The 18,725-nt window shown below is 67.4% G+C and carries 20 protein-coding genes and 2 pseudogenes; 6 read left to right on the forward strand and 16 right to left on the reverse strand.

Annotated features, from left to right (window positions below):
- Nucleotides 1–7 precede the first annotated feature (7 nt).
- The 3 genes from AC5Y7D_RS23355 to AC5Y7D_RS23365 all read right to left on the reverse strand — a co-directional run bounded on the left by AC5Y7D_RS23355 (nucleotide 8) and on the right by AC5Y7D_RS23365 (nucleotide 3,057).
- Nucleotides 8–1,189 carry a tyrosine-type recombinase/integrase gene (locus AC5Y7D_RS23355; protein ID WP_499927612.1) on the reverse strand — a complete coding sequence of 394 codons (1,182 nt, stop codon included), beginning with the start codon at nucleotides 1,187–1,189 and terminating at the stop codon, nucleotides 8–10.
- 489 nt (nucleotides 1,190–1,678) lie between these two features.
- Nucleotides 1,679–1,993: a helix-turn-helix domain-containing protein gene (locus AC5Y7D_RS23360; RefSeq protein ID WP_499927614.1), complete on the reverse strand. Its 315-nt coding sequence runs from the start codon at nucleotides 1,991–1,993 to the stop codon at nucleotides 1,679–1,681.
- On the reverse strand, nucleotides 1,990–3,057 hold the full coding sequence (locus AC5Y7D_RS23365) for a tyrosine-type recombinase/integrase (RefSeq protein WP_499927616.1): 1,068 nt from the start codon (nucleotides 3,055–3,057) through the stop codon (nucleotides 1,990–1,992). Before AC5Y7D_RS23365 ends, AC5Y7D_RS23360 begins: the two co-directional genes overlap by 4 nt.
- A 139-nt stretch (nucleotides 3,058–3,196) precedes the next feature.
- Here AC5Y7D_RS23365 and AC5Y7D_RS23370 point away from each other — a divergent pair.
- From AC5Y7D_RS23370 to AC5Y7D_RS23380, 3 genes and pseudogenes are all read left to right on the forward strand, one after another.
- A pseudogene (locus AC5Y7D_RS23370) lies at nucleotides 3,197–3,367 on the forward strand (ATP-binding protein); the annotation flags it as partial.
- A 580-nt stretch (nucleotides 3,368–3,947) separates the two neighbouring features.
- Nucleotides 3,948–5,024 carry a helix-turn-helix domain-containing protein gene (locus AC5Y7D_RS23375; RefSeq protein WP_499928143.1) on the forward strand — a complete coding sequence of 359 codons (1,077 nt, stop codon included), beginning with the start codon at nucleotides 3,948–3,950 and terminating at the stop codon, nucleotides 5,022–5,024.
- A gap of 676 nt (nucleotides 5,025–5,700) precedes the next feature.
- Nucleotides 5,701–6,162 (forward strand): annotated as a pseudogene (locus AC5Y7D_RS23380) (recombinase family protein).
- 124 nt (nucleotides 6,163–6,286) lie between these two features.
- Here the strand turns inward: AC5Y7D_RS23380 and AC5Y7D_RS23385 are convergent.
- From AC5Y7D_RS23385 to AC5Y7D_RS23400, 4 genes are all read right to left on the reverse strand, one after another.
- Complete coding sequence (locus tag AC5Y7D_RS23385) at nucleotides 6,287–6,478, reverse strand: hypothetical protein (protein ID WP_499928145.1); 192 nt, start codon at nucleotides 6,476–6,478, stop codon at nucleotides 6,287–6,289.
- Between the two features lie 181 nt (nucleotides 6,479–6,659).
- Nucleotides 6,660–6,995 (reverse strand): hypothetical protein, encoded by a 336-nt coding sequence (locus AC5Y7D_RS23390; protein WP_499928146.1) that lies wholly within the window; start codon nucleotides 6,993–6,995, stop codon nucleotides 6,660–6,662.
- A gap of 101 nt (nucleotides 6,996–7,096) precedes the next feature.
- Complete coding sequence (locus AC5Y7D_RS23395; protein WP_499928148.1) at nucleotides 7,097–7,513, reverse strand: DUF6880 family protein; 417 nt, start codon at nucleotides 7,511–7,513, stop codon at nucleotides 7,097–7,099.
- A 156-nt stretch (nucleotides 7,514–7,669) separates the two neighbouring features.
- Complete coding sequence (locus AC5Y7D_RS23400; protein ID WP_499928150.1) at nucleotides 7,670–8,254, reverse strand: hypothetical protein; 585 nt, start codon at nucleotides 8,252–8,254, stop codon at nucleotides 7,670–7,672.
- Nucleotides 8,255–8,324: 70 nt separating this feature from the next.
- Between AC5Y7D_RS23400 and AC5Y7D_RS23405 the strand changes: the two genes are divergently transcribed.
- Nucleotides 8,325–8,633, forward strand: a complete 309-nt coding sequence (locus AC5Y7D_RS23405) for a hypothetical protein (protein ID WP_499928152.1) — start codon at nucleotides 8,325–8,327, stop codon at nucleotides 8,631–8,633.
- 46 nt (nucleotides 8,634–8,679) lie between these two features.
- Here the strand turns inward: AC5Y7D_RS23405 and brnA are convergent, their stop codons facing one another.
- The 7 genes from brnA to AC5Y7D_RS23440 all read right to left on the reverse strand — a co-directional run bounded on the left by brnA (nucleotide 8,680) and on the right by AC5Y7D_RS23440 (nucleotide 13,584).
- Nucleotides 8,680–8,916: a type II toxin-antitoxin system BrnA family antitoxin gene (gene brnA / locus AC5Y7D_RS23410; protein ID WP_499928154.1), complete on the reverse strand. Its 237-nt coding sequence runs from the start codon at nucleotides 8,914–8,916 to the stop codon at nucleotides 8,680–8,682.
- Nucleotides 8,906–9,169, reverse strand: coding sequence for a BrnT family toxin (locus tag AC5Y7D_RS23415; RefSeq protein ID WP_499928156.1), 264 nt, complete (start codon nucleotides 9,167–9,169; stop codon nucleotides 8,906–8,908). The genes brnA and AC5Y7D_RS23415 overlap by 11 nt, the downstream gene beginning before the upstream one ends.
- A gap of 203 nt (nucleotides 9,170–9,372) precedes the next feature.
- Nucleotides 9,373–9,711, reverse strand: a complete 339-nt coding sequence (locus AC5Y7D_RS23420) for a YbaB/EbfC family nucleoid-associated protein (RefSeq protein ID WP_499928158.1) — start codon at nucleotides 9,709–9,711, stop codon at nucleotides 9,373–9,375.
- On the reverse strand, nucleotides 9,708–11,399 hold the full coding sequence (locus tag AC5Y7D_RS23425) for a PPE domain-containing protein (protein ID WP_499928223.1): 1,692 nt from the start codon (nucleotides 11,397–11,399) through the stop codon (nucleotides 9,708–9,710). Before AC5Y7D_RS23425 ends, AC5Y7D_RS23420 begins: the two co-directional genes overlap by 4 nt.
- 14 nt (nucleotides 11,400–11,413) lie before the next feature.
- Nucleotides 11,414–11,719, reverse strand: coding sequence for a type VII secretion target (locus AC5Y7D_RS23430; RefSeq protein ID WP_499928160.1), 306 nt, complete (start codon nucleotides 11,717–11,719; stop codon nucleotides 11,414–11,416).
- A gap of 80 nt (nucleotides 11,720–11,799) precedes the next feature.
- Nucleotides 11,800–12,099 carry a DUF2694 domain-containing protein gene (locus tag AC5Y7D_RS23435; protein WP_499928162.1) on the reverse strand — a complete coding sequence of 100 codons (300 nt, stop codon included), beginning with the start codon at nucleotides 12,097–12,099 and terminating at the stop codon, nucleotides 11,800–11,802.
- A gap of 30 nt (nucleotides 12,100–12,129) precedes the next feature.
- Nucleotides 12,130–13,584, reverse strand: a complete 1,455-nt coding sequence (locus AC5Y7D_RS23440; RefSeq protein WP_499928164.1) for a DUF4226 domain-containing protein — start codon at nucleotides 13,582–13,584, stop codon at nucleotides 12,130–12,132.
- A 534-nt stretch (nucleotides 13,585–14,118) separates the two neighbouring features.
- Here AC5Y7D_RS23440 and AC5Y7D_RS23445 point away from each other — a divergent pair.
- Nucleotides 14,119–14,823, forward strand: a complete 705-nt coding sequence (locus AC5Y7D_RS23445) for a WhiB family transcriptional regulator (RefSeq protein WP_499928166.1) — start codon at nucleotides 14,119–14,121, stop codon at nucleotides 14,821–14,823.
- Nucleotides 14,824–14,826: 3 nt separating this feature from the next.
- Nucleotides 14,827–16,722 (forward strand): hypothetical protein, encoded by a 1,896-nt coding sequence (locus tag AC5Y7D_RS23450; protein WP_499928168.1) that lies wholly within the window; start codon nucleotides 14,827–14,829, stop codon nucleotides 16,720–16,722.
- 198 nt (nucleotides 16,723–16,920) lie between these two features.
- On the opposite strand, the gene AC5Y7D_RS23455 is transcribed toward AC5Y7D_RS23450, so the two are convergent.
- Both AC5Y7D_RS23455 and AC5Y7D_RS23460 read right to left on the reverse strand, forming a co-directional pair.
- Nucleotides 16,921–17,316 (reverse strand): hypothetical protein, encoded by a 396-nt coding sequence (locus AC5Y7D_RS23455; RefSeq protein ID WP_499928170.1) that lies wholly within the window; start codon nucleotides 17,314–17,316, stop codon nucleotides 16,921–16,923.
- The gene (locus AC5Y7D_RS23460; RefSeq protein WP_499928172.1) at nucleotides 17,309–18,103 is read right to left on the reverse strand and encodes a ParA family protein; all 795 of its coding nucleotides are present in this window, start codon (nucleotides 18,101–18,103) and stop codon (nucleotides 17,309–17,311) included. The genes AC5Y7D_RS23455 and AC5Y7D_RS23460 overlap by 8 nt, the downstream gene beginning before the upstream one ends.
- Nucleotides 18,104–18,725: the final 622 nt, after the last annotated feature.

Here is an 18,725-nt window from a genome sequence, read left to right on the forward strand (position 1 = left end):
TTCGCACTTATCGGGGTTCGGCGAGCCGGTCGGGCAGTCGGCCATCGTCGAGGTGATCGGCGAGGTAGATCATCGCTCCCTCGGGTCTCATCCCGAACGCTGCCGCGACGAGTTTCGGGTCGATCGTATTGACCAGATCGGCCAGCCGGGTCGTGCGCAGCATCTTGGGTGGCAGGCCACACGGATCGAGCAGATGAGCCATATACGCCTCGGACGCCGGTCGCCGGTCGGCCTTGGTACCGCGGGTGACGATCACATGCGGGTTGTTGGTGCGCAGGGTGTCGCGGTGATCGAGACTGCGTTGCACAGCGGTCCAGCTGACCGGGTCCAGCGGCACCGGGTGTGGGCGCTTGCCGAGGCGGATCGTGCGATCACTCGCGTCGATGTGGTCGACCTCCAGCAAGCGCAGCTCACGGCTGGAGACACCGTGCAATATGGCAAGGAGCCCGAAGAGGGCCTCGTGCGGATGCGACGCGGGGCCGGCGCTCCAGCGGCGAAACAGTGTTCGTTGTTGCGTGACGGTGAGGGTGCGGCCACGAAATCCCCTGTACCGCTTGGCCGAAATTCCTCGCGTCGGGTCGACGAGCACCAGGCGGCGATTGCGGGCGAACCGGAAGAACTGGCCCAACACAGTCAGACGTCGCGCTCGGGTGTTCGGCAACTCGGCGAGGAACGCCTCAATATCGGCGACGTCCACCAGTGCCCAATCTTGCTTGCCGCGTTGGGTATCGAGGAAGCAGGCGAGGTCGCGCACAATGGCCAACGCTGACTCGATGGTTCGGTCGGCACGGGGCCGGGTGCCCGCACGCCGAGCCCGATCACGAGAGCGCAGCATGGACTCGGCGAAGACCGCGACAGCGGCGCGCATCCCGGCTGGTGCGCCGTCGATCCGCTTCTTGCGCCGTCCGGCGGCGAGCCGCTGGTCCTGGTCGGTGGCCATCGCCAGGCCGCGCTGGGTGAAGAACGTCTCGAGGGCACGTGCCAGTGACCCCATCGACCGGCCGGGTCGGCGGGCCCGCTCGAGCACGCTGTGCGGGTGGTTGGGGTGTTCGTCTTCGAGCAGCCGAGACAGCGTGGTGATCAGCACGCAGGCGCGACCGGGGCAGTGGTGGGCGGCCAGATGCGCGACGAAGTCGTCGAGCCAGTCCGGTGGTTCGGTGAGCCGGGCGGCCAGTGTCTCGCCGCGCACGAATGGCCGGTCCGGGTGGCGCTGCCAGCATCGCCCGCACATGCCGCGCCCGGCGTGGCGGCGCAACTCGCCGCAGCTCGCACAGATGCGGGGCGGATCCTTTGCCGGGCCGGGCCGGGAGCACGAGCCACACCACCCGGTCGCAGCCCGCAGATAGCCGGGCTTTCCGCAACGCGGGCACGGCGACTTCGCGTCGGCGAGCGCGGCCCGCTTCTGGCATGGGCGGCACATTGTCTTACCGCGGAATCGAATCTGCCCGCCGCATTCGCGGCAGCGGCGTGAGCACAGCACGCACCGGTCCGTCTCCGGCAGCAGCATCCGGTCTCGACCGCAGCCCGGGCATCGCGCCTTGGCCGCCTGCGCCCGTAACCGGCGGGTGCATCGGCAGCAGTGCTCGCGGCCGATGTATCCCACCGGCGCTCCGCAGTCGAGGCAGTCCCGTTGCCGTTTCCCCATCAGCCGCAACCCATTCCGAGATCTCCGTGGGGTTTACATCGGCGGCATCGACCGGCCCCGCGCGGTGGCGGTCCTCGGCTCCGAGGCGACCGGGCGCGGAGGGGCCGCGGGCTGTTCGACTGGGGTGGTGTCGACCTCGAACAGGTCGTCTGGGGTGCAGTCCAGCGCGGTACACAACGCGATCAGCGTTGAGAGCTTGATCTGGCTGGGCTCCTTGGTCAACAGCGCCGACACCGACGCCGCCGACAACTCCAGACCCGCCCGCTCAGCCAGTAGCCGCCGCAGCTCGGTGCCAGTCCACACCTCGCGCTGGGCCGCAGCCATCCGCAACCGCCATCGAATCTTCATCCCGTCCCGTCCTCTCCGCTCAACTCGGCCAGCGTCGAGGTGACCGCGCGTCGGTAGGCGTCCTCGATGAACGTCGCCGACGGCCGCACATACCGCATGGTCGAACTCACCGTCCAATGCCCCAAAAGCTGTTGAATCGCAACCAGATCCACACCACGCTCGTAGTTGTGGGTCGCGCAGGCACGGCGCAACGCATGCGGGCTGAAACGCTCCGCGACCGGTCGGCCCTCAAGCTCCATCAAATACCGCAACCGGTTGCGGATCGTGCCACGATGCAATGGGCCGCCGGACTCGTCGGCGAACAGCACCGGCGAGTCCGGGAACTTGCGGCGCACATCGGCCAGGAACCAGCGCAACAGAACATCCAGCCCGTCCAGCATCGGCACCCACCGCGGCCGGGGACCGGACATGTGGGCGGCCTTGCCGAACCGCACGTGCAACTTGCCGAACGGTCCACGTCCGAAATGCACGTCCGGAATCTCCAACAGCGCAGACTCTTCCGACCGCAGGCCAGCGTGATACAAGGTCCGGAACATCGCGTAGTCCCGCGCGGCCGGCGCGTACTTGCGCGCCGTGGCAATCCTCGACTTCAGGAACTCGAAGAACTCGCTCACCCGCTCCGGGGTCGGCGGCGCCGCAACCGCCGGCGAGTCGTCGCCCACATGCCGAGAGGCGTTGAACTCGTCCACCGGGCACACCAGCCGCGCCCCGAACGCGGCCTCGATCTCGGCCGCCTTCCGGGTCTGCAGGAACCGATGGAACCCCTTGAAGATCTGCACATACTCCCGCCGCGTGGATGCCGCCCGCCCCGCCACCGCCAGCTCACCGACCACCCGATCGATGTCCTCACTGGTGACATCCCACGCCGGCCGCCCCAGCGCCGCCAACGTCCGCTCCAACAGCCCAACATCGTTGTCGATCGTCACCAGGCTGAATCCTCGGGCATGCCACGACGCCACGAACGCATCAACGCATTCACGTTGAAACACAACAGGATCCGCGACAACAGGCTCGACCGGTACGGCACCACCGGGAATCAGCCGCAGACCCTCCACTAGCCGCACACCTTCTTCCCGCCTAACTAGTTAAGGCAGCACCTAACATATCGCGACGATGACTTGAATATCTGCAAGACACACAGACCACTCGAAAGCCCAGCTAGCAGCAGAAAACAGCCACAACGAACATGTGCCAGCTCCAGTTCGCTGGGGTCAAGTCTTCGGCGAAGCCACCATCGCCTCAGCGATGATCGACCGCATCGTGCACCACGCCGACGTCATCGCCCTCAAAGGCGCCAGCTACCGCATCAAACACACCGCAATCGAGTCCCTGCCCTCCGTCGAAGCCGACCGTCAGGCAAACTCAACCCAGTAAACCTGCTTACTTTTCGACCGGAAGAACCTGCGCAAGATTCAACCGGAGCCGACAAACGAAGTCGTACCTCTGCTTGAGGCGAAGTCAGTGAAGTCCGGGGTCTCCTCGATGTCGCAGCATCTAGCTGATCTTGTCGCGATCCACACACGCCGCCCAGATTCGGCCCGTGAGCTCGAGAAGAAGTAGCGGCAGGAGTTGCCCCTGGCGATGTGAAACCCGGGGCTCCGTGGCCCGGTGGGCGGCTTCGCGGAGCAGACGTGAGCATCTCAATAGCGGGTGCGGACTAACCCCCATCTGACATGACAAAGGCCCCGCGCGAAGCGGGGCCATGTCTGAAGGTTCGAACCGAGTTGGCGCTCGGTTCTGGGTCTTCCCACCCATTTCCCCGAAGGGACGTGTCGTGCCTGACTCGTCTCACGGTAGCGCATACCCATGTCCGGTTTCACTGGCGCACCGTGGCTTTTCAGTAACAAGTCCAGCAACACACCAATCTCTCTCGCCGCCACCGTTTTACCGCGGCTGTAGCTCCCGCTCTCCGCGGCGCGGCGTTGCGCATACGCGGCCGCGAGCACATGTCCTTATGGCGGCCGGCTGCCGCGACCTTGGTGGCCGTTTACTGCCGCCGGCCATCCAGCTCGACCTGGGCGACGACGCCTATCGCGGGCTGCCGTGCTGGGCGGGCCGGGCTGCCCGGTGGGCGCACTGGACGGTGCCGATCGCCTACGACCTGCACTATGACCAGATCCGTCCGTTGATGTACAACGGAGGTGTCAGCCGCCAGGCCCTTGTCGCCGTCGCCGCGGCGCGGGCGCGCTACGCCGATCACGCCACCGGCCGCAACTCACGGCCCACCAACGAGCGCCTCGCGCAAGACACCGGCTACACAGTGCGCACCGTTCAGCGGGTGGATGAAGCCCTACGACTGCTGGGCGTGGCCACCGAAGTCCTGCGGGGCAGGCAGCGCACCCGGGCCGAGCGGTTGGCGTCATGGCGCGTCGGCGACCGCGGCCGCGGCTGGGCCTCGGTGTGGGCGCTCCACGACAACCAGCAGCTGAGCCGTCTTATCCATAGCTTGTCATCCCACCCACGTAGTGGTGTCTTTACCTCGAAGAGGTCTTTATCGATATCTCTTACTACCCACCGCCGGCACTGCGGCCGACGGCAACGCGCCGCTACGCGCCGCCGCAGCCCAGACGAAGGGGGGCTGGCCCTGGCCAAAGCGTGGCGGGTGCATACCGGAGCACCGCCGTGGTGCCGGCGGCACAGCTCGGCGGCCTGGTCTCGCATCCTGGCTCGTCCCGCACGTCATGGCTGGACCCCGCGCGATCTCAACCAGCTGGTCACCGACTGGCTGAGCACCGGGCACTGGATACCCGACAGCCCGCACAAGCCCATCGGATTGCTCGGCGCGATCCTGGCCTGGCACGGTCGCGACAACCTCGACGCACGACCCGCAGCCCTCGACGACGCCCGCGACGCGCAAGCGCTGGCCCTCCGGCAGGCCCGCGAGACCGTATTAGTAGCTGAACTTGACGACTCACGTCGGGCCAAATTCGTTGGCCGCCAAGCACTGTCCGGCCCGGGCCGGGCTGCTGTTCGGCAGGCTCTCGAGGACGCCGCGCGTCGACGGAATCACGTGGCGAGGGACGCCAGATAGCTAATAGGGGTTTCCTTAGTCAACGGAGCGGATCTGGTCCCTGGCGAAGGGTGGTATTTGATCACGTGACGGTGACGGTGTTGTCCGTCATTCATCGGCGCGGATAGCGTGCCGTTGGCCGGTTGGCTTCCTTTCCGGCGCCGAGCTCGCGAGGCGGAATAGCGAGGCCGTCTGACGTCGGCGCTGCACGACCCGCTCCGATCACCGGCCGCCTGACTCCTCTCCGGTGGCCAAAGGGGGACCAGATTCGTTCCGTTGCTAAGGGGAGGCCCGCTACCACGACGGGTTCCTTGCCCATGTCTCCACCAGCAGCCAGTCGTGGCCCAACGGGCATTTCAGTGGCCGTGACACGCCTCGTTGGACACGCCGGGAAAGGCCGGGCCGTTGATGTGGGTCGAGGCGGCCAGGGCGGGTGGACGTCCCGAAAGCAATGAGCGGCCGCGGCCCCGCCGGCTACGTCAACCCGGTCATCCCGCCCTGGCCGAACAGCAGCCCGCCGGTGCCGCCGGCGCCGGCGGCACCCAGCGCCGTTCCAGTCCCGCCGTTACAGCCGTTACCGCCGTCGCCGATCAGCCCGGGCTTGCCCCCGCCCCGCCGGCGTCATCGCCGGCCAGCATGCCGGCGTTGCCGCCCGCCCCGCCGTGCCCTGGCCGAAGCCGGCGTCGAGGCCGATCGGATGATCTTCACCGACACCCTCTCCGGAGCGGCCGGCACCGACCGGCCTGGACTGGCGGCACTGCTGGACTACGCCCGTGCCGGGGACACCGTCATTGTCACCGCCATCGACCGGCTGGGGCGTTCGGTAGTCCAGGTGACCCGCACCATCGCCGAACTCGGTTAGCGCGGAATCTTGTTGCGCGCCATACGCGAAGGCATCGACACCGCCACGCCCATCGGCCGTGTGGTCGCGGCGATTATGGCCACCCTCGCCGAGCTTGAGCTCGAACTCGGCAGGGAACGCCGCGCCGCCTCACGCCGATCCCGGCGGGCCCGTCAGCTGCCAGCCACCAAACCCCCCAGACTCAGCGCCAAACGCCAAGAACAACTACGCCGACTGGCCGCCACCGGCGAACCCGTCAAAGAACTGGCGGCCGCCTTCGGCATCGGCCGGGGCACCGCCTACCGATATCTCGCATGAGGAACTACGCCAAGGTCGGTTGCAACCATCACCGACAGTGGGATCCTTGCCGTCTCGGAGTTGCTGGCATAAACGCCAATGGCCACCGAAAGGTTCAGGAACGCTGACGGCATCCGGTCGGTGTTCAGGGCAGTCCGGCGCGGTCGAATTCCTGTTGGAGTCGTGGTCGGCGGCGGTGGGTCTCGCGTAATTGGGCGACCAGTGTGTCGACCGCTTGTGAGTGGTCGCTGTTGACCGCCAGTCGGCGCATCTTCGCCAGCCGTCGCGCCGCGAAGCGGTAGTTCTGGGCCTTGGCCGCCACCAGTTCGTTCTCCACAAGGTGCTACAGAACGGAAGGGCGGCCAGTGGGTCGATCTTCTCGTAGGCCTTGACCAGTTCGCTCCATGTCGGGTCGTCGGCGAGTGCGAGTGAATGCGCGAGATCCCAGGCGAATACAACATCCCGGAGGGTGCGCAGGGCGAACATCACGGCATCACGGGGATGTGACGCGAGGGTGGTCATGACTTCGGCTCGATAGTCGGGCCAGGAGGCGCCGGCTGCGGCGTGCAGACGTGTTGCCGTTGTCGCCGACGGCCAACGACGGAAGATGAGAAAGCAGCGGGCAGTGATTCGTGCGGCCGGTGTTCGTCGAGGAGTTCACACCAGTAGTCGGCGGCGCGGCAGGATTGATGGCCGTCATCGAAATCGGTGGCCTGTTTGGCCCAATCGATGGCCAGGTCGGTCTGCCCGATCTCTTCGAAGGCTTCGGCGGTGTCCTGCAACGAGGCCGCGACGCGTCGGTCCGGGGCATGTGTGCGGATGATCGCCTCGATATCCCGGTCGAGCACGGCCAACCTGCGGGCGTTCCAGTCGAGGGTGAACCGCTCATGTGAGTGCTGCGATGTCCAGCGATCGGCTTGGCTGGGACGCTGGCCTAGACCGGCCTCGATCTGCATCATCGTGCCCGGTAAGCGGCCATCCCGGCCTGGCCCAGCGCGGGGGCGTAGGCCACCGGATCGAGGGTGAAATAGTCGACGTCGCCGTCGAATTGGAACGTCATCATCCAGTCGATGAGTTTCGCCGCCGCACCGTTGGCAGCGGCGGCGACCTTTGGATGCAGTTCCAGAAGGCGCCGGCAGGCGTCGCCGATGATGCCGCTGGAGTCATCGGCCCGGGCGATGATTTTGATCGCGCTGCCTAGTGCTTTGTGGGTCACTGAGTACGCCTCGGCCGGATCGGCCGTCGGCAGCGCGGCCTCGAGGATGTCCAGGGCGGCGTGCATCCGCTGTCCGTGGCTATTGGCGGTGGCCCATCGGTAGACATCGGCCCTGGTACGGATCAGTGGCAGGACCCTGTCGGCGAGCTCGCTCACCGGCGGTCCCCCGCCAGAAGCGGGTTAGCGATGTCCGTGAGGTGTCGTGGGGCGATCTCGCATTCGACGCCCACTTGGTGCAGTGCGTGCTCGGGAACCCGTGCCGCGCACCACCGTCGCACTCGCGTGACGTCCAGTTCCGGCAGGGCCATCGCGTCACCGGCCGTGGAGGGTCTGGGCTGCGGTGCTGAGTGAGTCGAACGCGGCATCGAGGCGACGCTGTCGGCGCCGGTTGGATTCGTGGTTGGCTTCGGCGGCAACAGATCCGATCAATTCCTCGAGGTCGTCGTCGCTGGCGTGCAGGGCGGCGCGATTGCGGTGGGAGCGCATCCCGAACACAAGCCGTTCGCAGTTGGGGTCAAGAAAGACCAGTTCCCGTAGTGCCGAGGCCACCTCATCTTCGATGACGACCTCGTGGACCGCGCCGACGGCGGTGAGCCGCCGTCGCCGCAAGTCGTACGGCGAGTCTTCCCAGTTGCTGATGGTCCCCTCGTCGTCGCACGCGCTGCACCGCCACAGGATCGGTGCCGGCGGTTCGTGCCGCACGATGGTGATCCGCCCCGGACAGGCTCGATGGGCAGGTCGCCGTCGGCACGGCAGCGCGCTCGTCCACCGATCACCGACACCGTCGCCGGCGGTGGCCGCCCGCACGATGTTGCCGAAGTGCTCGGCGAGGCGACGCGCGGGACCGCGGACGTCGTCAGGCAAGTCCAGGAAATGGTTCAGGTCGCTGACCAACACTCCGCAGGACTGTACCGGCCGCGGCCAGCCGGCCAGGAGGCGCCGCGGATGGTGGGTATCGTCCCGTGTTGTGGCAACGAAGGCCGAACGCCAGGCCGCGAGGAACGCCGTGGCCGGCTATCACGAGGCACGGCTGGGTGAACTCATCGAACATGTTGCGATTGCGATCGACCGGTATCGCGCCGGTGAGGTCGACGCCTACACCGTCGATGAAACGATCCACCACTATCACCGGGCAGCCCGTGAGCTGTGGAAGTTCTGCTGGTCCGGCGGCGGAACACACATCGAGATGATCGCTCACATCCTCGATCGGATGACAACCGACGCTGAAACCATCAACTGGTGGGAACGCGTCTCAACACGACAGCAGCCGGACTGATCCCCCCAGGGCTAACGCCGCCGCGCCGATTACGTTAGAGATTCGGTCAGGCTGCAGTGTGGTCGCCGTGGTCGAGTTTTTCGGCGATCCAGACCTTGATCAGTGACTGGCGGGTGACTCCGAGCCGGGTGGCTTCGCGGTCGAGTTCGGCAACCATCCATGCTGGGAAGTCGACGTTTACCCGCCGGTGTTCCTCGCTGGGCCGCCGCGCCCGTGTCGTATCCAGAGCGGCCGCCATGTCCTCTCCGGCATCGAACCGCTCGTCGAACTCGTTAGCCTTCATAAATCGCGACCTCGCCTTCCCGTGAGCGACGTACCGAGATGATCCGGACGTGTTCATCTCGGTAGGTCACAACTGCTGACCAACATCGGCCATCAATCTGACCGATCACCATCCACCTCGGCTCATCCGTCGTGCGTGCCGGAACCTCAATGCGGTGTGTATCCCGCCAAATGGACTGCGCCGCAGTGAAGTCGATGCCGTGCTTGACCAGGTTTGCCGCGCTCTTGGCGGGATCAAACTCAAACTCAAGCATGTATAGAAATCATACTGTAATTACTCACCTGAAGGGCCACGCGCCGACTTGACCAACGTCCCAAGACCTTCGTTATCGGGACGCCACGGCGGAGAGTTCACCGACGAGGCGCATGCCGATCAAATTGCGGAGAGGTGCAGTCGGGATTAGGGGCAGCGACCCCTTCCGTCTCGCCCGGCGCCTGGTCCCCTGATCGATCGCGGTCACCACTCATCCGCCAGCGCGTCCATCTCCCGCCATGCCGAGTCGGTCCCGAAATACCGCTCCACCGCTTTGCGCATCGCCTCACGCAGCTTGGCGCTGCCGTCGCGCAGCACCAGCGTGATCAGCTCTTCCAGCTCGGTGTGCGTGTACTGCGCAGGCGCGGTCGGATCGATAACCAAGTCCTGCAAATACCCATCCCCGTCAAACGTCGCAGCCACCACGTCGCTGACCGGGTCGAACTGCATTGCCCGCTGCACGACATCATTGAACTGCGCCATCCAGGACCGCGACTCCCTGAGGCCCTGCGTCACCGTGTCCACGTAGTCGTCGTCGGTCACTTCGCAGCTCCGTCCCTATTCCCGCGCCCTTCGCGACGACCCTTCACCGGCTCGCTATTGGGTGGGGCCACCACCTTAAGCTCCCGATCCTTATACAGCTGGTTCTTGTCATCCCCCGACCCACCCCCACGCGGCCCGCCCATCATCGGCGGCACCATCGCACCCGTCGGCGCCCCGGCAGCCGGCGCAGCCTCCGGCACCGCGCCACTTGCCACCGGCGCCGACATCGGCGCAGCGGCCGCCGGGGCGGCCGACAGACCTGGCGGCGCACTCAACGAACCCTGAGCCCAGGCCGGCTCCGTGTCCCCTGGCTCCCCGCCCGCGCCACCACCCGGCGCTGCCGGATGCCCACCACCGGGCGACGGCGGCGGCTCCTGCGGCGGCTCTTCCCCGCCCTGCTGCGGCCCGCCGCCGCCCGGCTGCTCGCCAAGACCGCTCATCATCGACGCCGGCTGCAACCCCTGCAGGGCCTTGCTCCCGGCCCCCGTCAGTCCGCCCAGCGCGCCACCGGCTCCGCCTACCACGCCGCCGACAATCGCCGGGATCACTTGCGGCGCGACCGCCGCCGCATCCGGCAGCGCATCGGCCAGCCGCACATCGACCGCGTCTGGGTCCACTCCGGTCGGCGGCCACGTCGGACCCGCGGATACCACGTCCTCCCCTACCCCATTGCCGGCATCCAGCGGTTCCAGTGGTGCGTTCGCCGGCGCCGCATCGGTTTTGTGTGCGAGCACCGCCTCGCCCGGGCCGGAGGTCGGAACCGGCTCCGGGTGCGACCCCGGTGTCCACGCCGGCGGCGCCGGCGGGGGATGCGGCGAGGTCGCCCCCGCAGCGGATGTGTAGTTTTTGAAGCCGTCGGCCGACTGCGTGTACAGCCTGCTCAACTGGACCTGAGCCCGCACCACCGCCGGCTGCAAGGCGCCTCGGCTGCGAACATTGGCGTCGTTGGCGGCGCGCAACTCACGCTCGGCCGCGACGACCGCAGAAAACTCCGGAATCTGCGCCGCGGCCGCCCGGAAATCCTCCACATGCCCCGTCGCAGCGGCGGCCAGGCCGCGTACGTACGTGGCGTGACCGTCAAACCAGGATTGCAACGAACGCATCCGCGCCAGCGCCGCATCAGCCGCTGTCGAATTCCACCCGAATTGCGCTGCAGCGATTGCACTCGCCAGCTGCTCGGAGGCCCGCTGCAGACGGCCCGCCTCCGTCCGCAGACTTTCGGCCACCGCCTGCCACGCCGGTGGTCCAGGACCCGTGCGGCCGCTGTCGATCAGGCGGGCGATATCGCGGGGTGACGCCGGAACCTGCCCGCCCGGCATGCTCGGCAGCGGGGATGGTTGCCCACCTTCGAACCAGGCCGCAGCCTCGAGTGCTGCCGTCGGTGAAGACACCCCGGCCGCCGCGCTTGGCAGCGCCGCCCCGCCCAACATCGCTGACGACGCCGCTTCCTGCCCGTCATAGGCATCAGCACCGGCATCCAGCAATACACCGAACTGGCGGGCCATCCGATTCGCCACGGTCGTGTACCAGCGAGCCAGGACGACCTGAGCGTCAAAGCGGGCGCTGGCGCCCACAGATACCACGTCCGGCGCGCAGGGTTGTACGTGGCCGACCCCCGGCGATGCGCTGGCCGCCGCGGCTGCTGCCCGCGATCCGGCCGACCTCAGTGCCGCGGTGTCGGCCCGCACCGAATCGGCCAACGTTACGTGCGCAGCGTTCGCTGGTTGGTGTCCTCGGACTGCGTGTAGGCGGCAAGGCTGGTACGGATCTGACCGGCCACGCCCTCGCAATAGCGTCCCAAGGACTGCCCGGCGTCCGCCCGGGCCTGCAAAAGCTCCTGCAACGCGGCCCCCACCGTGGAGGACCCGATTTTGCCGAACATCGAGCGGGACTCCTTCAAGACCTCAGGGCTCACACTGAGCTGCTCGCGAACCCGAGGCCCCTCCGCGTCCCACCACCGTGCATGTTCGTGCCATTCGTCGACGTCGAGCACAACCTCTGCGGCCACCGACTTTCACCTCCTACACTCCGAACTTGCTGTTTGCTAGCCTAACCACTCGATGCGCCCTTCTGCATGGTCGGGGACGCTCAGAAATCGATGGCTGAGCGGCGGTATTCCTCGACTTCCGCGTGACTTGGCCATCCCCTGGTCGGGCTGACCCCGAAATTCTCGACCAGTCGCCTGTCGGCCCGGGCGCGCATCAAGGCCACACGATGCAAGCGAATGATCCGGTCGGCCAGCACCTCCATGGGCCAGGTGGCCGCCTCCGGCTCCAACTGCACCCGCACCTGCTCACCGGAGTAGTCGACCTCGATCAGCAGCGCGCCATCAGCAGAGCACTCGACGATAGTGGGCTCGGACGCGGCTTGCTCATCGCTGTCGGCCATCCGCCCGCATATCCCTTCAACCACAACCAATTACGTACCTGTCGGCGCTTGGGGTGGCGGTAACGTCACCGGCGCGGCGCCAGCCTGCTGAGTCGGGTCAACCCAACCCAAAAAATCCGCAGTTGGCAATGTGCTCTGGGGCTGTAGCTGGCCGTCCAACCAAATCTTCCCATTACCCATGTACATGACAGCTTCGCGAGCCTTGAACTGAGCAACCGCGCCCGGCGCTAAGTGGCTGGGATCGGCGGGGTCGGTCACCGGGGTACCTGGCGGCGGCAAATCGACATGCGCCGACTTCCACGCCTCGGTCACCGACATCCCGTTGAGCACCGAACGCAGCGCCGTCGCATGCTGCCCCGACGGCGCGGTCACCGGCGAACCATCGGGCATCTGCACCATCGCCGGGTCTGCGCCGGCGCTGGCCGGCACCGCGCCAGCCGGCGGCGTCTGCGCTGGCACCGGCGACGGGGAGATTTCCGGCTTCTTGTCCCCGCTGCCATGTCCATCGGCGGCAGCGTCGTCGGCCTTGGCCCCCCCGCCAGCTTTGCCGTGCCCATCGTCGATGAAATCGGCCGGCTTCGCTGCCTCCCGAGCGGCCTGGTCTTTGAACCCATCCCCGGACCCAGCGCCCGCCATTTGGCCAGCCAAAGGCGCCAACCCCATCGCACCGGCCGGAAGTGAGCTGGCCAACCCACCCAGCGCGCCCGGAATCGAGCCCATCCCGGCCAAGGCTGGCCCCAGCATCGACATCGGATCGGCCATCCCGCCCAACCCGCCGGGCAAGCCCATGCCGGCCAACGGATCGCTCAATCCTGCCCCGGCCGCACCGGGATCTCCCCCACCAGCGGCTCCGCCGCCCCCTCCGTCAGCAGCGGCCCCGCCACCACTACCGCCGCCGGTGTGGGAATCGTCCTTCCCGCTGGTCTGCTGATGGGCAGTTGCCGCCGCGGCGCGATAGTCATCGGTGAGCGCATCGAGCAGATCCGCCTGCTTAGCGCTTTCGACCTTGGCGGACTCCATCAGCTGCTCGATCTCGCCCAGCTTTTGGTCGACGAACTCCCCGAAACGCTTCATCCCGCGCGGATCGTTGGCCAACGTCGGATCGGCCGCGATCTTCGTGCGAGCCGATTCAATCTCGCCGATGATGGCGGTGACTTTGTTCCGAAGCACCTCGTTGGACGCGAAAATCTGCTTCAGCAGGTGCGCCAGCCTCGCGTCGGCCGCCGCTGCCGCACCACCAGCCTGCTGGTAAGCCTCCCCAGCGCGGTCAAGCCCATCGCGCAAACCACCACTACCCCCGGGAGGCGTTACCGGCCCCGGCGGCGGTGTCTCGTTGAGGATCTGCTCGACACGGCGGCTCGGCGTCAATCCACCCCCGTCCGCTTGCGGCTTGTGGCCGCCAAACAATGCCTCAGCGCCCTTCAACAGAACCCGCAACCCAGGTGGGAGAAGGATATCGATCGCATCTAGCACCAGGTCAGTCATGAGCGCCCCTATACAACCGCTGACTTGCACTTATCTGCCCCGAGAACGCTACCGGCGCCGACGTCGCTATGCGACGGTCGCAGGCCGGCAGAACCGGTCACGACGCCCGCACACCCCGCGCACCACAGCGTCCGAGACCCTAAGGGCACACCTTCGCAACGCCGGCCTGGTCTCAATACGTGTTCCACAGCCGCGCGGCCAGACTGTCTGCCGCTACGGGCAGCCGCCGCGGGGCGATGCCCCTGCATGCGTGCGGTTAAACCGCGCGGCGTGTCTGCGCGGTTTAACCGCGCCCTTATGTCACTCTTGTCCCACCAAAGACACAGACAACACCAGTCACTAGGAGTCGCCGGAACCCACGCACTCCCCAGCGCCCCGCCGCCGGCGAGCCGACCACGACAACTTCACACGGCCCAAACGCAGAAATCCCCGCCGAAGCGGGGACACCTGCACCGGAGCTAGCGACTCCGGATATGGCCTCTGACAACAGAAACCACGCCTAGCCAGGCCGGTTTCACGATAGAGGACACCTCCGTGAACCACAAGACTGACACTTCGTCACCGTCCCTACCCTGCCAGCAAAACCCCGACGACTGGTTCGATCCAAGCCGACGAGCCCTCACTCGCCGCCAGTGCCTCAACTGCGCCAATCGCAGCTGCTGCGCGGCCGCAGCGATACGCAACCGACCCAACTACGGCATGTGGGCCGGGGTCTGGATCGACGGCGACTTCGCCACAAAGCAGCACCTGCTGGGCCTGTCCCACCCGGACATCGGCCCCAGCCTGACACCCGAATTCCCTGACCCGCAGCCACATCCGCCGACACCACCACCGGCGCCCGCTGGCAGCCCGCGCGCCCGCCGCAGCCGGGTCGGCACACTCCCCACCACGCCCCCCGCCCCGGCACTGGCCGCGCTGATCACCGCCCGCGCCAGCGGACACTGCGAAATCATGGCTCCGGCCTGCACCCACCAGCAGTCGGCGATCTTCACCCGACGCCACCGCACGGCCCCCACCGCGCTCACCAGCCCCGCCGACGCCATCGCCGCCTGCCGCAACTGCATCGACCTGATCGAGCACACCGACATCCCCACCGCCCTGGACCTCGGATACCTCGTGGACCCGCGCTGCGCCACCAGCAACGCGCCGATGCTGTGGCGCCAACACCGCTGGGTTCACCTCGACACCCAGGGTCGCCTGCACCCCACCAGCGGTCCCGACCTGGCCGGAATCGCCTAACCCATGCCCACCACTGCCCCGGCCGGTGCTGGCACCGACCCGGCCACCACCTGGAAAGCGCTGGCCCACCTCATCGCGGCCCGACCCGCCATCCGCACCTGGAACCCGGCCACCAACAAGTTCGACCGCAGCACCCCCCTCACCAGCAGACTGCCCCGTGTCCCGGCCGCGGTGCTGCTCTACCTGCACGGGCGCACCCAAGTCCTGGCGCTGGACTTTGACACCAAACGTCACGGTCAGGACACCGTCGACGCGGACTTCACCCGCGCCCTGTCCTGGATCACCGAATGCGGCGGGGTGGCGGTCACCGATCAGTCCAGCAGCGGGGGCCGCCACATCCTGGTGCCCCTAGCCGCCGGCACCTCGGCCACCGCCGCGGAGATCACCTCACTGACGCGGCTCCTGGAAGCGCGGCTGCCCAGCCTGGACAAGACCCCGATGACCAATCCCAAGACCGGGTGCATCACCGTGCCCGGATCACCGTGCCGCGAAGGGGGATACCGCAGCCTGGACGGTGAGCTGAGCACCGCCATCGACGCCTTCGCCACCCGGTCCGACCCCGCCCTGCTTCCCCGGCTCAACGTCCTGCTCGGCGCCCTGCACCGCGCCGCCACCGGCCGGCCCGGCCACCCGACGCCGGATGCCCACCACGCGCTCACCGGCACCGGACCCCACACCCGGCTGCGCCCCGAATACACCCGCACCGCAGAGCTGCCCGAGCGGATCACCGCGTATGCCACCACCGGCCAGCTTCCCCCCGACACCACCTGGGCAAGCCATTCCGAGGCCCGCCAGTCGGTCCTGGCGCACGCCGTCCTGCACGGTCACAGCCTCGCCACCGTCGAGGCCCTGATCGCCCCCGGCCGGCCCTGGCAGCGCGGACTAGGCGCCGCCTATGCCCGCTACCACCACAACGCCCGCGCCGCGCTGCACCGCGACTTCCGCAAGGCCCTGACCTGGGCGGCCACCAACAGCCCCCTTTTCCGGCCTGTCTGCGCACAAGTACAGATACACACACGGGGGGGCGGCAAGGGCCCAGAGCTCCACCGGCAGTGGCTGGCCAATGCGACCGCATGGGTGGAAACCGAATACCCCGGTCACCCCTACCGCTGGATCGGGGCGGCGATCTACCAGGCGCTGGCAGTGCATGCGGTACGGGCCGGAGAGATCGTCAACGGCGTGGCCGTAGTCGGGGTGGGCGGGCGGTCACTGTCGATCGCCACCGGCCTGTTGAGCGAGACCACTGTGTGGCAATTCCTGCGCGACACGCGCGATCAGCCCGGCTCTCCCCTGGTTCGGACCCGTGTGGCGCAAGGGCGCCGGCCCGACTACTACGCCCTGACCAGACAGAATCTGGTGGAAACGACACCAGAAGTGATCGCGGCGACCCGGGTCGAAGACGTCCACACGGCCTGGAAAGTGATCGGGCATCGGCACCGGCGCGTTTATGAACTAATTGTGCACCGCGGGCTCACCGACCCCCGAGACGTGTTCGCGGCCGCTCACGTGGGGACCAGCACCGGATACGAGACGCTGGCCGCGCTTGCCACCGCGGGACTGATCACTCGCCGACGAGGCCACGTCGGCCCGGGAACAGTCACCCTCGAGGAGATCGCCACGGCCCATCACCTGGATGAGCTGAGGACTCAACGCATCCAGCGACATCAGCGCGAACGCGCCACCTGGCACGACTGGCTCGGTATTCGCGAAGATGCCCGCGAGCAGCCCCGCGACAACCAGACCGGGGCGATCACCGCAGTGGCCGAGCCGATCGACCCAGAGCGCCAGGACTACCTCAGCGCAGTGCTGGCGACCGGACCGCCGACCATCGACGAAGAACGCCAGGCCATCGACCTGCTGGCCGAACTCGTCGGGGCCAGAGTCCTGAGCGGCCCGTGACGGTGGCCGACGCTGGCGAGGACGGCCGGTTGGCGCGGTCGAGCGCAATGGCGGTGCGTCGAGAGGACGCGGGACCCGGGAGTTTGCCACTTTACCGCGGTAAAGTGCTATTCGCGGTCGTGCGGGAAAGAATGCCAGTTCACCGGTGTCTGACGCGGTCACGGGCGGGAGGGCCGCCGTTTGCTCGACGCGTCCAGGTTAGGCCGTGGTAGACGCGCGGCGCCGGCGTTGGCGGGCCACCAGGGCTTCCTCGACCAGGTTTGATGCGAAATCCTGCGCGGTCAACAACACGTCGTCACGTTTGGCTTGCAGCCATGCCGCACGCAGCTGGGTCGCGGTCTCTGGCCGCAAACGCAGCGTGCGCGGGGCGCCGGGCGCATCAGACTCGGCCGACGGCGGCGGGCCGACCGGTTCAGCTGGCGGCACCGCCTCGGCAACAGCACGCGGCGCTGGCGCCGGGCGGCGAGACACCAGGGCCGCCCGGGACTGGTGTGCTTCGGCGGCGGGCTGGCGGTCTGTCTCCCCCGGTGCGCGAGTAGCCGAACCGACGTCGGACAGCATGCCCATCACGACGTCCGACACGTTCTTAGCCATGGTGTCTCCCTCGGTTACGGCGGCCCTGGTCAACGCGCTGCATCACGTCGACGGTGAAGGCGGCATAGGCCTGGGCCAGATCGGGATCGGCCTCGGCGTCGCCCAGAACGAATCCCCCGCTGACCATCCGCTCGGCGGCGGTGCGCTTGGGGATCAGCGCCTCGAACAGCGGCAGCCCGTCGTCGCGCAGGGCCGCCAGGGTTTCGCGGCTGATGACCGTGTTGGGCTCGTACTTGGTCAACAGCACACCCAGCAGCTCGGCCGAGAGCACCTCGTGCTCGCGCAGCGACGCCGCCCACTGCAAGAACATGTGCACGCCGCGGCGGCCCCACTTGCTGGCATCGGTGGGAACTATCATCCAATCGGCGGCATTGAGCGCCGAGATCACCAGCTGCCCCAAGTTCGGCGACAGATCCAGCACTACGGCGTCATAGTCGCCGTAGACCGGTGCCAGGCGCATCGCCACCTGGTACTCACGGCGATGCATCATGACCAGCTGCTGATCGAGCTTGGCCACCGCCAAGGTCGAGGGCACCAACTCCAGATTCGGGATCCGGGTCTTGCGGATGACGCGGGCGATCGGGGCCTGCTCGGCGATCAAGTCGTACAGGTCGAGTTCCACATCGTCGTCGGGGTCGAACATCGACGTCGAGTTGGCCTGAGCGTCGCAATCCACCAGCAGCGTGCGCCAACCCCCATGGGCCAACCCGGCCGCCAAGCTGACCGCGGTGAAGGACTTGCCCACACCGCCCTTATGGTTCGCGATCGCAATGATCTCAGCTTTCACATGCACCCCTTACATCACAGCCGTCACAGTGGTGATTAGAACACGGCGTGACCCGGTGTTCGCGCGACGCGGCAACGGCGTGTTGCGATCACCGGGTGATCCCGCCACCCAGACACCGTGCGACTCAGTGATCGCGACACCCGATCGCGGGGTGGCGCGGTGACGACGTGTTTATGCGATGCGGCGACGCGATCACCGGGTGATCCTGCCACCCAGACACCGTGCGACCCGGTCATCGCAACACGCGGTGGCCCGGTGATGACATCGCGCGGCCACCTAGTGATGCGATAACGCGCTCACCGTGTAATTGGATCACAGGATCACAGGATCACAGGATGACCCGGTGATCGGCTCACTGAGCGACGGGGTGGCGCCGTGAGCCGATCACGCAATCAGGCCATCACCACGTGGCGGGGTGATCAATACACGCCGTGATCGGCTGACCGGATCAGCGCATCACCGAGTGAGGCGATCACGGCTACACTGGGTCGCGCTGTGATCGATCACAGAATCACAGGGAGCCGCGGGAAACCTGAACTTGCGGCCAAGGCTGGCGAGATCGGTATGGCAAATCGGGTGCCGCGGTCCTGATAAGCGGCCTTCGTCAGAAAAACCCAGCTAG

The organism is Mycobacterium sp. NGS49, assembly GCF_059812565.1.

Bases quoted from the DNA above. Each gene is read 5' to 3' on its own strand.
- AC5Y7D_RS23440 (WP_499928164.1), bottom strand. From the start codon at position 13,584: ATGACTGACCTGGTGCTAGATGCGATCGATATCCTTCTCCCACCTGGG.
- AC5Y7D_RS23415 (WP_499928156.1), bottom strand. From the start codon at position 9,169: ATGCTTGAGTTTGAGTTTGATCCCGCCAAGAGCGCGGCAAACCTGGTC.
- AC5Y7D_RS23450 (WP_499928168.1), top strand. From the start codon at position 14,827: ATGCCCACCACTGCCCCGGCCGGTGCTGGCACCGACCCGGCCACCACC.
- AC5Y7D_RS23455 (WP_499928170.1), bottom strand. From the start codon at position 17,316: ATGGCTAAGAACGTGTCGGACGTCGTGATGGGCATGCTGTCCGACGTC.
- AC5Y7D_RS23375 (WP_499928143.1), top strand. From the start codon at position 3,948: ATGGCGGCCGGCTGCCGCGACCTTGGTGGCCGTTTACTGCCGCCGGCC.
- AC5Y7D_RS23360 (WP_499927614.1), bottom strand. From the start codon at position 1,993: ATGAAGATTCGATGGCGGTTGCGGATGGCTGCGGCCCAGCGCGAGGTG.
- AC5Y7D_RS23435 (WP_499928162.1), bottom strand. From the start codon at position 12,099: ATGGCCGACAGCGATGAGCAAGCCGCGTCCGAGCCCACTATCGTCGAG.
- brnA (WP_499928154.1), bottom strand. From the start codon at position 8,916: ATGAAGGCTAACGAGTTCGACGAGCGGTTCGATGCCGGAGAGGACATG.